Source organism: Traorella massiliensis, assembly GCF_900104665.1.
Lineage (GTDB): Bacteria > Bacillota_I > Bacilli_A > Erysipelotrichales > Erysipelotrichaceae > Traorella > Traorella massiliensis.
The window spans coordinates 451,069-464,747 of the sequence record NZ_LT629969.1 but is presented as its reverse complement, the minus strand read 5'-3'; the positions used below and the strand labels follow the sequence as shown (position 1 = coordinate 464,747).

Sequence of the window (13,679 nt, the reverse complement as noted above, 5' to 3'; positions counted from 1 at the left end):
TCATTTAATGAACCTTGATAAATTTATTTATTTAAAATGTTTCTTTATTCTTTCTTTCCTTAAGAATAAATCCTGCCATAACAGCTATGATTCCTGATAAGAACCAGAAGCCAATATTCGCTGTATCACTTGTTTGAGGTGTCTCTGGATTTACAGGCGTTTCAGGCGTTTCAGGTTTCTCAGGGGTTTCCGGTGTTTGAGGCACATCTAATTTTGGAATTTCTACTAAATCTTTTTCATGTCCGCATACGTTGCATTCCTGATGCTGATAGCCAGTTTCTGTTTCTGTTGCTTCTTTATCAATGACCCATACATAGGTATGTGCCGTTACATCTGTCTTTGTTTTACATTCTGTGCATTCATGCCAATGATTTGTATCATCGGATAACCATGCTGTTCCATATGAATGAGGTAAGACATCAACATTTTCTAAAACTCTTGTCTGTTTTTCTGCCCAATCACTTGTAAATGTTGCTGAATAAGTCGTTTTCCCTTTTGTCGTACAAGTTGCCGGTGTCGTAATTTCACTGACTACTTCAACTGTTTCAGTTTCTACATGATTTTCATCCTCTAAGCAAATGCGTGTTGCTGTGACACTCTTGCCATCTTCTGACCAGTCATACACTGGTGTTCCCCATTCATGCTGATGTTCTTCAAAAGTCCATTGACCACGAGCATATACCACATGATCTACAACACTGATCTGCCATCCAGAGAATGTCCAGATTCCTTCTTTACCATCCTTTTCTCCTTTAATTACCGTAGAATCAGTATAAGTCGTATCAATTGACGCTTTAGCTTCATCAAGACTGTCATATATCGTTGAATCTGTTGGCAAAGATATACCTTCTGGTGCTTCTTGCTGCCAGTCATACTGAATGGTATATTCTTCCTTCGCTTTGACATATATACGTAGTCTTACTTGTCCAATTTTCACATCACCGTTTGATAGCGGAATGTCATATCTTGTTTTAACCGTGACCACATCATCACTAATGTTACTAATCGTAATTTGATTTGTCACTGGATCATAGCTTGCTTTAATATTGCCAACGTATCCATTGCCTTGTGTTACTTCCGCATTTTCAAAGGATATCGGCTGACCATGAATATCCTTATAAGGATTTTCAATAACAATTTTCTCATCTTCAATTATTATAGGACTACTGTCACTTCCATAATAAACCGTTTCTGTGAATGGAAAGGATTCGTTTCCCTCAGCATGTCGAATCGAATCACTTGTTAAGTATGGCAAATCTTTGATAAAAGAAAAATCTGTAACCTGATTATCTCCCAGTCCCAAAATCTTTAGATTTTTCAGTCTTTTAAGATTGTCCATATTTTTGATTTCATTTCCATATAATGACAAGGTTTCTATCTGAGAAGGCAAGTGATCACAAAAATCTGTCTTCGTAAGATCATTGATATTTAATACAAGTGTTTTAAGCTGTGTTAATGTAGAAAACATCTCTGTATCTTCATCTGTGATCCCGCAATATGGCATGTGTAGGTCTGTCAGATTGATAAGCGAAGAAATAGTTTCTTTATAATCTGAACGGTTTTCATCTGTGATTTCGATCTTTTCAATATCCAAATAACTTAATGAAGTATATCCTTTCAGTGAAGCAATATCTCTGATCTCATCTGAACTTTCAAGATCTAAAATCGTAAGATTTTTTAATTCAAAATTACTTAAAGCAGAAATATCACTTAACGCATTACATCTAGATGCATCTAACTCTATCAGATTTGGGAAATTTTCATAAGATAATCCATCTAAAGAAGTAAGATTATTTGAATAGTGAATATCAAGATTTTTAAGTAAAGGCTTTTCTCCCAATATTGAAAGGTCACTCAAATGATCATTATTATCAACCGTAAGTCTTTCCAGATTTTTTAAATCTGTCAATTCATCTAAATCAGTCACATCTCCACTCACTCTTAAAGTTTTAAGATTGACAGCATAATGAAGTCCCTCTAAACTTTTAACATCGTTATCAATATACAAATAATCAACACTTTTCATTTCTTCTACAGTAATATCGGTATCAGCTGGTCGAGTATCATCGATCTTAGCATTCAATAATTCTTTTAATTTAGCATCTGGAATATTGACGATATCCGTATATGGTGTTGGTTCAGTGGCAAAAACACCTAGTGCTGTGAAATTAAGGACTAGTGCAATCGCTAAAAATAGATTTAAGGCTCTTTTTCTCAATTTCATATTTTTCTCCTGTTATCAATAAATCAACTCTATCTTTAACTAGATTCTAGCTTTAAAATTAGTACTTGTCAATGTATTCACAAATTTTTTACTAAGATTTTATTTAAATTTGAGAATGTTTTCTTTTTATCCAATTGAAGTAAATAATGATGCATATTCTTTATGTTTTCCCTTCTTACATACAAGATAATAGATGAGCATTGCTTACTCGTCAGAAATTAAAACATTGATTCGTCCTGCCCCCACTTCGATATATTTTTCTGCCAGATCTGTACGAGTAAAGACGTTTCAGACAAATATTAAAATTAAAACGATCACTTTGTATCAAAACAGAAAATCAGATATTTTCTCAGTATTTTTTTAAATTATTCTCTTATTATTTTTTTATCAATCATAATAATGTGTATAGAAATTACAAATAAATCAGTTGAAAAAACCAAAAAAAGTGCTATATATATTTTGTATAAAAAGGAGGTATTTTGAAATGGAAACATACAAAGTAATTATTTGGGGCTTTGGTATGGTAGGAAAATCAGCCCTTAAAATCATTGATCAAAGAGAACAGTTAGAACTCGTTGGCGTCATTGATGTTGATCCTAAAAAGGTTGGACAGGATGCGGGAACTTTAGCTGGTTTAAAGGAAACAGGTGTCATCGTAAGTGATAATATTGAAGAAGTATTGTCATTAGATGCAGATGTCGTTATGTATTATTGCCCAACCAAATGGGACAAAGGAAACATTTCTCGAACTGGCGTAACTGGAAATGTTGATGATATTTGTCTTGCATTAAGTCATAAGAAAAATGTATTAACAACATTGCCAGTTTTCTATTCTAAAAAGAATGCTCCAGAATATTATGAAAGAATTGATAAAGTTGCTAAAGAAAATGGTGTAACCTTTACACAACAGGGAATCTATCCAGGATTATATACCCCTTATTTACCAACCGTATTAGGAAGCTTAAATAGAGAAATCGAATCGGTAGTTGTCTATGGTGGAGAAAATGATGAAACAAATAAAGCTCCTTGGGTATCTATTTTTGGATTTGGTAAAGATCCTGAAGGAGTAGACATCAGTGCTGTTACAAGTAATGTATTTACCTATTATGCTCCTACTGTCATTGAAATTGCTGAACGATTAGGCTTAGAATACGATGAATTTGTATGTACAAGTGAAACGATTTTAGCTGATAAAGAAACCAACTCCCAGTTTGGTGTCATTAAACCAGGAACGATCGGAGCACATATGTTATTAATGAGCTGTAAAAAAGACGGTAAAGAAGTAACAGGTTTCCATTTCCTTCACAAAGCTATTGATACGATTCTTGATGATTATCCGATTGAACAGCGAATCGAGATCAAAGGCAGACCGAATGTAACTGTTAAAATTGATGGACTCTTCGATCATGAGGAACCATTCTTAACAAGTGCTGCTCCTAATATCAATCTGATTGCTTCTGTCGTGAAAGCTGAGCCAGGATATAAAGATGCCTTAGATATCCCATTTGGATACGTTCCTAGATAATAAATATCCATGACAAGCAAGATGTGCAAATCATTGAAACTGATAACAATGTGGTCATAAAGCACAAGAAACAGTAAAATCATGAGCGCATCTTTTTTATTAACCAGACTAAATCTTCGTAATAATGCCTCATTGAATCAATCATCACTTGTAGTTTCTATTGTAAAGGTAAGTATTTTGCTATAAAACAAATATAGAAAGGATACATATCATATGAAAAGGAAAAAATTATTTACTTTGCTGCTAACTGCACTTTTATTTTCAGCTGCTGGTTGTGGTGGAAATAATGAAGAAACACCACCAGATCATCAACAGGAAGATAATGTTACTACTGGTAATTTTGAAACAGAAGATGTAAAACTGATCAATGAGTTGTATGATGAAGAAGACCTTGAACTAATCAATGCAATACAAGGACATATCACTCATTTAGATCATGGAGGAACCTTCCCTGTCCTTGTTGCGAATAACAAATTTTATTTTGAAGATTATGGATCTTTAAAAGAGATGGAGACTCTTCCTGAAGAACCTGACGACATCTTATATTTTGATAATATGGAAATTGGAGAGAATCTTTTATATTTTAAAGATAATACAGTCAGCCTTTATCCTATTAATGACGAATATGGAATTCAATTTAGTAACATTGAATTTAATAAAGATACTGATTTTGTTGCGGAAATCGGACTTAGCTCATATTTTATGATCGTCCGTAAAGTAAGTGATGGATATAATATACAGTATTATGAAATGAATGAAGAAACGGAAGAATTTGAATTAAATAATGAAGCCATGATAGAAGAAATAACGACTTCTGATTATACACCTCTAGATGTAAAAGAAATCGTTGTACTTCCTAGTTATCAATATGGTTACTGTATTTATGTCATCACAAATAATAATGAGGCATATTGGATAGACACTATCAATCACAGAGGAAGCATGACAGCCTTATCATCCGCTCCATACTTCACAAATGTAAGTCGTATCTTTGCTCCTGCTGATGTAGGAAATTATTTGACACTTCCAGTTTATAGTAAAATCGATGATTCCTCTGCTCTTTATTCAGGAGCACCAGGTGCTGATTTATTTGAAACAAGCGATAACTTTGAAATATCTTTCCTAATACCGGAAGGGCATACTACTGATGAGGTAGAAGATATTATTCGAGTTTCTGAACGTTTAGTATTTGTATTTGATAATGGAGATGTCTATACGATCGATGAACTTGAAGAAGAGGAAAAAACTTCTTATGAAATGGAAAAATTAGAGGATGTTTCTCAGTTAAATAAAGAGGATAAGATTCTTGATATGGCTGGCGCATCTACAATGGATGATAATCTCTACATCTTAATGAGTGATGGTAATTTATATTATCAAAGTTTAGATGAATAACTAGAAAAGAGGGTTTCAAATGCCCTCTTTTTTATATAAAAAGTCAAATAAACCTTTATAGGTATATTTGACATATCGATAGAAATTATATTCAACGAATATAATAAACTTATCAGTTCTTATTTACTTGTGTTTGTTTAGAAACATGTACAGATAAAACAAGACTCATCACTAAGATTGAAAACTGTGAAAGCGGTGTTGCCAGCCATGTTCCTAAAATGCCCCAAATAAGAGGTAAGATACAGACATAAACTAATAAAAATAAAGGTTCACAATAAATTAAAAGATAGGCATACAAATTTTTTTCTGTAGCATAAAAATATGATAATGTTGTTCGTGATATGCCGACAAATAAAAAACCAATTAAAAAGATAATAAAATCTTGCGCAAATAATATAACAACTTCTTCTGATGCCCCAAACAGATAGCCAATCTGATAACGAAAAGCATAACCCAATCCAATACATAAAGCAGCCGTCACTGTTGATGCGATATAGGCTAAATTCCGTATTTTTTGACTTTCATACAATTCATTTCTTCCGTAATGAAGACTAATCAATGGCTGAGCCCCATCACTCACTCCTTGAAGTAATAATAAAACTACACAAACTGCATAGCTGATGATCGCATATTCACTGACAGCCACATTCCCGCCTGTAACAATGGCACTCTTGTTAATAAAGATAAGTGTTAGATTAGGAATAAACGTTAGACCAAATGGTGAGATAGCTGATGTAAAGATCTTTGTTACTTGATATTTCCAATCAGCATTCCATTTCGCAAATAAATGCTGACGACGACGATAAAAGAAGAATATACAACAGATCATCGTCACTCCCTGCCCTAAAACCGTTGCAACAGCGGCTCCTTTCATTCCCATAGAATAGACCCAGACAAGCAGATAATCTAAAATAATATTGGTAACAAATCCACCAATCATGGCTAACATAGCTTGTACAGAACCATTCATATTTCGAATAAAAGGAACTAAGCCGGTTGCCATAATCTGAAAAAATGCACCTAACAAAATATAATGCAAATATTCTTTACCATAACTTAATAAAAGTCCTTCAGCTCCAAATAATTTTAAAATGGGTTCATTAAAAGGGATAAATACGATCATAACCAAAATCGTTATACTAATCAGACAACCTACTGAAATCCAAAAGTAACGATTCCTTGACTGGATCTGTCTGGCACCATCATAGATTGCATATTGAATTGCTCCACCCATTCCAATACCCGTTCCAATAGCTAAAATAAATGCTGTCACAGGATATGCGATATTAATGGCTGCCAGTCCTTGATCACCTAATGTATTACCAACGAAGAATCCATCAACGATTGCATACACACCTGAAAGGGCAAAGGCCAGCATGGAAGGAATCACATATCGAAAAAATGTTTTTGTCATTGTAAACCTCCATTAAATCCAGAAAGTAGTATATCAAATTTAAGTCTTTTTTCAAAGAGGATCTTTTACCAGCAATCTGTATGATCGATCCCACAATTTTTTGCCTCGAACACTGGATCTTTTCCCTCTTTCTTTTGTTTTTCATAATCACGTAAAACACGCAATGCAATTGGATGCAAGAACAGGATTACCACAATATTGACTAGTGCCATCAATCCCATCAGCAGATCCGCAATATTCCAGATAAAATCAAAGTCTGCCTGGGCTCCAAAATATACGGATAAGATAACAGCTATTCGAAAGACCATGAGCAATTTTTTATTTTCACTAATAAATTTTAAATTTGATTCCGCATAACTATAGTTACCAATCAGTGAACTAAATGCAAACAAGAAGATCGAGATCGTGATAAAATGAATGCCCCATTCTCCTAATTCTGAAGAAACAGCCATTTGTACATATGGCATTCCACTGAGGGAAGGATCTGCTTTTTCATAAACCAGCAACATAAAAGCTGTTGTAGTACAGATCAATAATGTATCAATAAAAACAGATAACGTTTGTACCATTCCTTGTTTGGCCGGATGCGTCACATCCGCTGTTGCACCAGCATTAGGTGCTGATCCCATACCGGCTTCATTGGAAAAAAGACCACGTTTCATGCCATACATCACACAAGAACCAGCAAATCCTCCAGCAATTGCCTGAAAATCAAACGCCTGTCGGAATACTTCTTGTAAGGCAATAAACAATCGATCAAAATTCATAAAAGAAATATATAGTCCAACTAAGATATACAATAAAGCCATGAGCGGAACTAAATACGATGTAATGATACCAATACGATGAATCCCGCCAAAAATGACCCAGCCTGTAAGAACCGCTAAAACAAGACCTACCATGATCGGAAATACAATAGCACTTAAAATGTCATTCGCATAATAGTTCACAGCACTGCTCACATTGTATGCTTGTAATGCATTGAAACCAAAAGCAAAACAAAGGATCAATAAAACAGCAAAGATAATTCCTAATTTTCGCATTCCAAGTGCTTTTTGAATATAATACGCTGGTCCTCCACGAAACTGTTCACCATCTTTTACCTTATAAATTTGTGCAAGTGTACTTTCCACAAAAGCCGAAGCTCCACCAATGATAGCTAATAGCCACATCCAAACAATTGAGCCAGGACCTCCTGTAGCAATGGCTGTTGCGACACCAGCAATATTCCCTGTCCCTACTCGTGAGGCTGTTGAAATCATCAAGGCCTGAAATGAAGAGGTACTATTTTTACTCTTCCCTTTTTCACTTAACAAGCGAATGCCTTCAGGCAATAAGCGAATCTGCACACATCGGCTTCTGATCGTAAACCAGACACCAGCAGCAACAAGCAAAATAATCAAGATATATCCATATAACATATCATTCAAACTAGCAATATATTCATTTAAATTCATCTTTTCACTCCTAAAAATAATATGGGCCTCATTGTATCAAAAATTTCATACAATCACAAATTTGTTATTTTTCTAGCAAATTCTATATTTATAAGTTTCACTCTATCAATAAGTATCCGTCGATTTATCAATCTGATACCAATTGAATAATCAATTTTACCTGTTAAGCTTATCCCTTGTTGCTTGTATATTTACTAATTGATCATTATTTATATTTTAAAAGCACAAATCATATTTGACCTGTGCCTATTTTAGTTAATTTTTTAATCATACAATAGATTGACTTAAAGAAATAGTACTCTATACTATAATTTTAATCCTCTAATCGTGCCCCACACTTATGGCAAATACCTTGCGATGACCATTTGAAATTTAATAGTCTTTTACAATGTGGACATCGTAAAAAAATAAATGCATACACAAGGTCACCAATAGCAAGAATGCCTCCTACATAAATCATGATTCTACGAATCAAATTAAAAAAAGGAACATAGGATCCAATAAATATTTCCAATACTAAGGGAATAAAGGATAGAATAGTTATTCCCAATAGCACTAAACCAATAACATTATGTATTCTTCTTACTTTCTCTGGTTTCATTACACTTTCCCCTTTCATACAACAAGCTGGTTTCCATTTTTATAATAGTTCATAGTCGTAAAAACCAATATCGTAATGCTGTATAATATATGTAAAAAATCATAAGTATCAAATTGATAATTGTTAAATACTATCTTTCGATTTAAAACAGCTATCTAAAGATTTTATAGATAAAACATGATAAAATATGTGCGTAAAATGTCAGAATAATCTATTCTGAAAATTTGACTATATGGAGATAGACTATGAAAAGACCGAAGATGATCATATTTGATGCTGGAAAAACTTTGATAAATTATTTGCCCAAAATCGATGATAAAGAAATGTTGTATCTTTCTACAATAGATGCAATCGAAAAATTAATGCCCTATATTACTTCAAATCCTAATCATTATGATGCACAAGATATTAATAGATTGACTAATGAAATTTTGAAGAATATTCTAAATGCAGAAAAGCATATTTTGAAATCAACAATCAAGTTATATTAAAAACAGTATTTGATTATTTGAATATAAAATTATCAATTCCCTTCTCCCAAGCTGAAAAGATTATTTGGAACCATTCTGCAAGCATTATTGCTGTTGAAGGTGTTTTAGAACTATTAGATTCTTTAAAATGTCTTGGAATAAGAAGTGCAGTAATCAGTAATCTTGATTTTAGTGGTTATTTATTAGAAGAAATGTTAAATGAACTATTTCCAAATAATGAATTTGAATTTGTTATTGCATCCAGTGATTACGGAATAAGAAAACCACAAAAGTTAATATTTGAGATTGGAATCGTTAAAAGCGGATTAGCTGCAGAAGATATTTGGTATGTTGGTGATAAACCGGCAGTTGATGGATCAGGTAGTAAATCAGCAGGAATGATACCAATTATTTTTAAGAGCAGCAAAAATCAATATAATGATATTTCAAAAGATATGATAATGATTGATGATTATAAAGAATTAATTGATATAAAAATATAGGATAAATCTGATAACAAAATTCCTATTTATATAGTTAATGGTACAGATCCCATTGTATGATTCATAATGATTGTACAATGGGATTTTTTATGCTTATTTAATTTTAACTTTTTTGGTGATTAATAATTTAATTAAAATATCATCTACTGCACCAGTATAGTACCCTTGACGTATTAGATGATTCTTTAAAGCAATCAAACTTTTAATAATCAATTCATATTCATCACTAGTTAAAATTAGTGATACTTCTTTTCAGACATATTTCCTTGTAGTTTTATATGCTGAAAGATATGGTAAAAAGACTATTTTTCTAAAATACCCTTTTTATTAGCAAAATCCTAAAATTCTTAGATATTTCTATTAGTTGCTAATCAATGATGTGATGATTTTAAATGTTCCTTTAACTTCGAAAAAAATAAAAATCGTCATCTTTGACGATATTCGTTTTAAAAACATTTAATTTTAATCTTGTACTGATTCAAAAAGAATATGCATAAAATTCTTCACCTTTAGAAAGCTCACTCATCAGTTTTAGCATAGCATGGATCTTTTCGTATTCCTCCATCTCGATAATGACATATCGACCTCTACCATTCTTAGTCAAAAATACAGGATCTCCAACCACGATATCTTTTAATACTTCGGCATAATTTCTGAATTATATTAAAAACGTATCGTAAATATTACCATTATATATAGTATATAGGATATAGAAAGCGTGTAGTGGATATGTTAAAATAAAAGTAATTAGATAATACTTACTGATTTTTTATATTAAATAAATATGGTTATCCCATAAATAGTGAATAAATGAACAAAATTTATGTAAATCATTAATAGCCAAAGAAGATTTAATATGATACAGAAAATACAGTATAAGCACTATATTGCAGAAAGGATACGATTTTATGAGTGTTATGTTAGTAAATAAAATAATAAGCAGCATTATGCAAATAATCTTATTTTCTTTAATTCCCCTAATATGGTGGTTAATAACTGCAAGAAAAAAAGAATCATTTTTTAAATGGATAGGATTAAAAAAAATAGAAAAAGAAAATAAAAAAAGTTCAGCAGTCAATATGTTAGTAATAGCGATAGGTTATCTTATCGTGTCATTTATTACAATTTATTTAATTAAAGATATTGAAACTGCAACATCTGAATTTGATGGAATGGGAATAAATGCATTATTGCCTGCCCTTATTTATGCAATTTTCAATACATCATTACCGGAAGAAATATTATTTAGAGGTTTTTTATTAAAAAGAATTGCCAATCAATTTGGTTATATGACTGCCAATATCATTCAAAGCATGATATTTGGATTATTACACGGTTTAATGTTTTTTAATGTATTAGGAGCTGTAAAAACAATAATTATAATATTCTTTACAGGAATGATCGCATTTGCTATGGGATATATAAATGAGAAAAAAGCTAATGGGTCAATTTTACCTAGTTGGTTTATACACGCACTTTCAAATATATTTGCTTCCATTGTAGCAATGTTCTCTTTGATATAGGAGGTAATTAAAATGTTAATTGTTGGAATAATTATAAGTATCATTGCAATTTTATTAGCAATATTCCCGAAATTCTTTTTGAATTTGAAATCACCAGATACTGCTTTTTTGCAAACAAAAAAACTTCAAAATAATAAAAAAGTAATTTTAGCAGCAAGAATATGGGGAATCATATTTTTTATAATTGGAATATGCTTGATAATAATAGCGACAAGGATATTTTCAGTTTAAAACTAAAAGAGATAAGAAGCGCAGATGCTTATCACAGACATATGGAAAAAGCGTAAGCATCAGTTCAATGAAAATACATAGAAACTAGCACCGTACTTATTTTCCTACATATGAATATGTGGTTGAAGATGAGGTCATCCAAATCAATTTTGGCACAAATGTTGACAATATAAAAGAGGCAATCAAGTAAAGATTTGGTATGATAAAAACGATTCAGAGTTTACCTATATAGACGGTTACAAAGAAGATATGGTTTCCTCTGTAGTCTGTTTGATATTAGGAAGCATAACTGTACTATGTGGTCTGCTGGATTTCTTGTGTGGCTTGGATAAATAAAATAGAATTTAAAAAGATATTCAACGGCTGATAATCATGCTGAGGAAAATATTATGATAGGTTTAAAAAGAGGAACAGTGGAATTATTGCCCCATCAAAAAGAATGGGAAGAAGAAGCTAAAAATAAAATCGAGTTGCTGAAACAGCTTTTAGGAAATACTGCTATTGATATTCAACATGTTGGAAGTTCAGCTATATTTTCTATCCATGCAAAACCCATTATTGATCTTGCTGTTGCAGTAAATGAATTAAAAGATGTATTACCTTATGTAGAAATACTACAAAAACATGACATTATTTATCGTGGCGAAATACTTGCTGGAGAAGTATTTTTTGTAATAGGAAATGAAGAAATAAGAACACATCACATTCATGTCGTGAAATGGAATGGAAAAGAATGGAATAATTACATTAACTTTCGAAATTATTTGAATACATACCCTGAAAAAGCGATGCTATATGACAGTCACAAACAAAGACTAGCACAAAAGTTTTCAAATGATAGAAAAAGTTATACAAAAAGTAAAGAAACAATGATTCAACAGTTACTATTAGAAGCAAATAATTGGAACATGTTTGATAATAACGATTAGATAATAAATGGAGGTAACTATGAGAAAATGTATAAGATGTAATACAGAGATGGTTGAAGATCTAGATATTAAAGTTGAGGGAGGAGCATACGGAATTAAAATTACACAGCAAGGTCTTTTCAAAGATAACTTAGGTAAGCTCAAATGTGCAGTTTGTCCGAAATGTGGTTTTGCTGAAACTTATATTCAAGATACATCTAAAATTAAAAAATTAACATTAAATAACAAAGAAAAGTAATTAAATTAGGATTTTCAAACCATCTTACTCATTATTAAAGCAATAATTAAAGCAATTATTGCAAATCCAACTATGGTTCCCAGCCATTTAACTATTTTCATTTTTGTAGGAATATAAGGTTTTAATTCTTCTGTATTGGGTATATCCCACGCTTTTGTATGTTCTACCCAATACCAGTCAACAAAAAATCTATCAAATAGTCCCATTATATACATTATTAATAAACTTTGAATAAAAATATCTCCAAACTCTCTTGCACCATTTATATAGCAAACCATCAATGGCACAAGAATAAAACAAGGCAAGTATAAAACTATAATTGATATAATGGTTTGTTTCTTTATTTCTTTTTGAGTAGTATATCCTAATTTTATTGCTTTTTCTTGAACATTCTTTTCGTAAAACACAGTAAATTTTTCAGGACCATTTGCTATACCAATAACACAAAACATTAAAAGTATAAAACATAATACTATACCTTCCATTAGTAACATTAGAATTAACATTAAAATCAACTCGCTTTCAAATTCTAATTTTCTGCTCTACAACTTCGGATTTACTTATACTATTCCTATAAAAGTGTCAATATATATCCGTCTATCAGAGCAATTAGCAGATACATAATAAAGGCTCTGATAAACGCTTCTATATGCTTTTTCGGATTTTGATACAATTCCTTTTCTGGTATTTTTCTTAAACGAACACGCTTTGTATTCCGCCACCATAAAAGGTCTACAATAAATAAGTCAAAGATATTCAATCCCTGTCCTATAATACTTAAACAAAGAAAATTATGTGTGAAGCCATTTTCTTTGATAAACAACCCTAATATAAATAGTACGAACAGAAATAACAGAAAATTGGATATAAATGTAACCACTTTGTTGCTTTCCTTAAATTTTCCTTGATATTCTGCAATACTCTTTATTCGATTTTGCACTTCATCTGGATAAGATGAATAGCTTTTTAAATTTTTGTTATCTGTACCTGTTCCCCAAAAACATATTAGAAAAAACGCGATACATAAAATTACGGTTTCGATTATTATAATCATTCTGTTTCACTCCAAATTCCAATTTACTCGCATCTATCGAATAGATTATAACATAAAATTATGTACGATTTATGAACATCATATGTAATTTGATAACTAGTATTTGATGATGCTA

Annotated in this window: 14 protein-coding genes and 1 pseudogene; 8 read left to right on the top strand and 7 right to left on the bottom strand. The window is 31.6% G+C overall.

Annotation, left to right across the window (positions count from 1 at the left end; translation table 11 throughout):
- Positions 1-31: 31 nt before the first annotated feature.
- Positions 32-2,224, bottom strand: a complete 2,193-nt coding sequence (locus BQ5367_RS09450) for a leucine-rich repeat domain-containing protein (RefSeq protein ID WP_071442267.1) — start codon at positions 2,222-2,224, stop codon at positions 32-34.
- A 484-nt stretch (positions 2,225-2,708) separates the two neighbouring features.
- On the opposite strand from BQ5367_RS09450, the gene BQ5367_RS09445 reads away from it, so the two are divergent.
- Both BQ5367_RS09445 and BQ5367_RS09440 read left to right on the top strand, forming a co-directional pair.
- Positions 2,709-3,749: a hypothetical protein gene (locus tag BQ5367_RS09445; protein WP_071442266.1), complete on the top strand. Its 1,041-nt coding sequence runs from the start codon at positions 2,709-2,711 to the stop codon at positions 3,747-3,749.
- A 213-nt stretch (positions 3,750-3,962) separates the two neighbouring features.
- Entirely contained in the window at positions 3,963-5,144 is a 1,182-nt protein-coding gene (locus BQ5367_RS09440) for a hypothetical protein (RefSeq protein WP_071442265.1), read from the top strand.
- A gap of 112 nt (positions 5,145-5,256) precedes the next feature.
- Here the strand turns inward: BQ5367_RS09440 and BQ5367_RS09435 are convergent, their stop codons facing one another.
- The 3 genes from BQ5367_RS09435 to BQ5367_RS09425 all read right to left on the bottom strand — a co-directional run bounded on the left by BQ5367_RS09435 (position 5,257) and on the right by BQ5367_RS09425 (position 8,616).
- Positions 5,257-6,558 (bottom strand): MATE family efflux transporter, encoded by a 1,302-nt coding sequence (locus BQ5367_RS09435; protein ID WP_071442264.1) that lies wholly within the window; start codon positions 6,556-6,558, stop codon positions 5,257-5,259.
- A 65-nt stretch (positions 6,559-6,623) separates the two neighbouring features.
- Positions 6,624-8,015, bottom strand: coding sequence for an alanine/glycine:cation symporter family protein (locus tag BQ5367_RS09430; protein ID WP_071442263.1), 1,392 nt, complete (start codon positions 8,013-8,015; stop codon positions 6,624-6,626).
- 313 nt (positions 8,016-8,328) lie between these two features.
- Positions 8,329-8,616 (bottom strand): hypothetical protein, encoded by a 288-nt coding sequence (locus tag BQ5367_RS09425; protein ID WP_071442262.1) that lies wholly within the window; start codon positions 8,614-8,616, stop codon positions 8,329-8,331.
- A gap of 245 nt (positions 8,617-8,861) precedes the next feature.
- Between BQ5367_RS09425 and BQ5367_RS09420 the strand changes: the two genes are divergently transcribed.
- Together BQ5367_RS09420 and BQ5367_RS09415 are read left to right on the top strand one after the other, a co-directional pair.
- Positions 8,862-9,107: a hypothetical protein gene (locus BQ5367_RS09420; RefSeq protein WP_071442261.1), complete on the top strand. Its 246-nt coding sequence runs from the start codon at positions 8,862-8,864 to the stop codon at positions 9,105-9,107.
- Between the two features lie 17 nt (positions 9,108-9,124).
- Complete coding sequence (locus tag BQ5367_RS09415) at positions 9,125-9,589, top strand: HAD family hydrolase (RefSeq protein WP_071442260.1); 465 nt, start codon at positions 9,125-9,127, stop codon at positions 9,587-9,589.
- Between the two features lie 478 nt (positions 9,590-10,067).
- Here the strand turns inward: BQ5367_RS09415 and BQ5367_RS13130 are convergent.
- Positions 10,068-10,229, bottom strand: a pseudogene (locus BQ5367_RS13130) (hypothetical protein); the annotation flags it as partial.
- A gap of 268 nt (positions 10,230-10,497) precedes the next feature.
- Here BQ5367_RS13130 and BQ5367_RS09410 point away from each other — a divergent pair.
- The 4 genes from BQ5367_RS09410 (at position 10,498) to BQ5367_RS09395 (ending at position 12,510) form a co-directional block, all read left to right on the top strand.
- Positions 10,498-11,112 carry a CPBP family intramembrane glutamic endopeptidase gene (locus BQ5367_RS09410; protein ID WP_202615291.1) on the top strand — a complete coding sequence of 205 codons (615 nt, stop codon included), beginning with the start codon at positions 10,498-10,500 and terminating at the stop codon, positions 11,110-11,112.
- A gap of 12 nt (positions 11,113-11,124) precedes the next feature.
- Positions 11,125-11,343: a hypothetical protein gene (locus BQ5367_RS09405; RefSeq protein ID WP_071442259.1), complete on the top strand. Its 219-nt coding sequence runs from the start codon at positions 11,125-11,127 to the stop codon at positions 11,341-11,343.
- 389 nt (positions 11,344-11,732) lie between these two features.
- Positions 11,733-12,272 (top strand): GrpB family protein, encoded by a 540-nt coding sequence (locus tag BQ5367_RS09400; protein WP_071442258.1) that lies wholly within the window; start codon positions 11,733-11,735, stop codon positions 12,270-12,272.
- Between the two features lie 19 nt (positions 12,273-12,291).
- Positions 12,292-12,510 carry a nucleic acid-binding protein gene (locus tag BQ5367_RS09395; protein WP_071442257.1) on the top strand — a complete coding sequence of 73 codons (219 nt, stop codon included), beginning with the start codon at positions 12,292-12,294 and terminating at the stop codon, positions 12,508-12,510.
- A 14-nt stretch (positions 12,511-12,524) separates the two neighbouring features.
- Here BQ5367_RS09395 and BQ5367_RS09390 read toward each other — a convergent pair whose 3' ends face one another.
- Both BQ5367_RS09390 and BQ5367_RS09385 read right to left on the bottom strand, forming a co-directional pair.
- Positions 12,525-13,004, bottom strand: coding sequence for a hypothetical protein (locus BQ5367_RS09390; protein ID WP_143052384.1), 480 nt, complete (start codon positions 13,002-13,004; stop codon positions 12,525-12,527).
- Positions 13,005-13,081: 77 nt separating this feature from the next.
- Positions 13,082-13,564: a hypothetical protein gene (locus BQ5367_RS09385; protein WP_004612617.1), complete on the bottom strand. Its 483-nt coding sequence runs from the start codon at positions 13,562-13,564 to the stop codon at positions 13,082-13,084.
- Between the last annotated feature and the right edge of the window lie 115 nt (positions 13,565-13,679).

Bases quoted from the DNA above. Each gene is read 5' to 3' on its own strand.
- BQ5367_RS09395 (WP_071442257.1), top strand. From the start codon at position 12,292: ATGAGAAAATGTATAAGATGTAATACAGAGATGGTTGAAGATCTAGAT.
- BQ5367_RS09405 (WP_071442259.1), top strand. From the start codon at position 11,125: ATGTTAATTGTTGGAATAATTATAAGTATCATTGCAATTTTATTAGCA.
- BQ5367_RS09390 (WP_143052384.1), bottom strand. From the start codon at position 13,004: ATGTTACTAATGGAAGGTATAGTATTATGTTTTATACTTTTAATGTTT.
- BQ5367_RS09420 (WP_071442261.1), top strand. From the start codon at position 8,862: ATGAAAAGACCGAAGATGATCATATTTGATGCTGGAAAAACTTTGATA.
- BQ5367_RS09430 (WP_071442263.1), bottom strand. From the start codon at position 8,015: ATGAATTTAAATGAATATATTGCTAGTTTGAATGATATGTTATATGGA.
- BQ5367_RS09445 (WP_071442266.1), top strand. From the start codon at position 2,709: ATGGAAACATACAAAGTAATTATTTGGGGCTTTGGTATGGTAGGAAAA.
- BQ5367_RS09435 (WP_071442264.1), bottom strand. From the start codon at position 6,558: ATGACAAAAACATTTTTTCGATATGTGATTCCTTCCATGCTGGCCTTT.
- BQ5367_RS09400 (WP_071442258.1), top strand. From the start codon at position 11,733: ATGATAGGTTTAAAAAGAGGAACAGTGGAATTATTGCCCCATCAAAAA.
- BQ5367_RS09410 (WP_202615291.1), top strand. From the start codon at position 10,498: ATGAGTGTTATGTTAGTAAATAAAATAATAAGCAGCATTATGCAAATA.
- BQ5367_RS09440 (WP_071442265.1), top strand. From the start codon at position 3,963: ATGAAAAGGAAAAAATTATTTACTTTGCTGCTAACTGCACTTTTATTT.
- BQ5367_RS09450 (WP_071442267.1), bottom strand. From the start codon at position 2,224: ATGAAATTGAGAAAAAGAGCCTTAAATCTATTTTTAGCGATTGCACTA.
- BQ5367_RS09425 (WP_071442262.1), bottom strand. From the start codon at position 8,616: ATGAAACCAGAGAAAGTAAGAAGAATACATAATGTTATTGGTTTAGTG.
- BQ5367_RS09385 (WP_004612617.1), bottom strand. From the start codon at position 13,564: ATGATTATAATAATCGAAACCGTAATTTTATGTATCGCGTTTTTTCTA.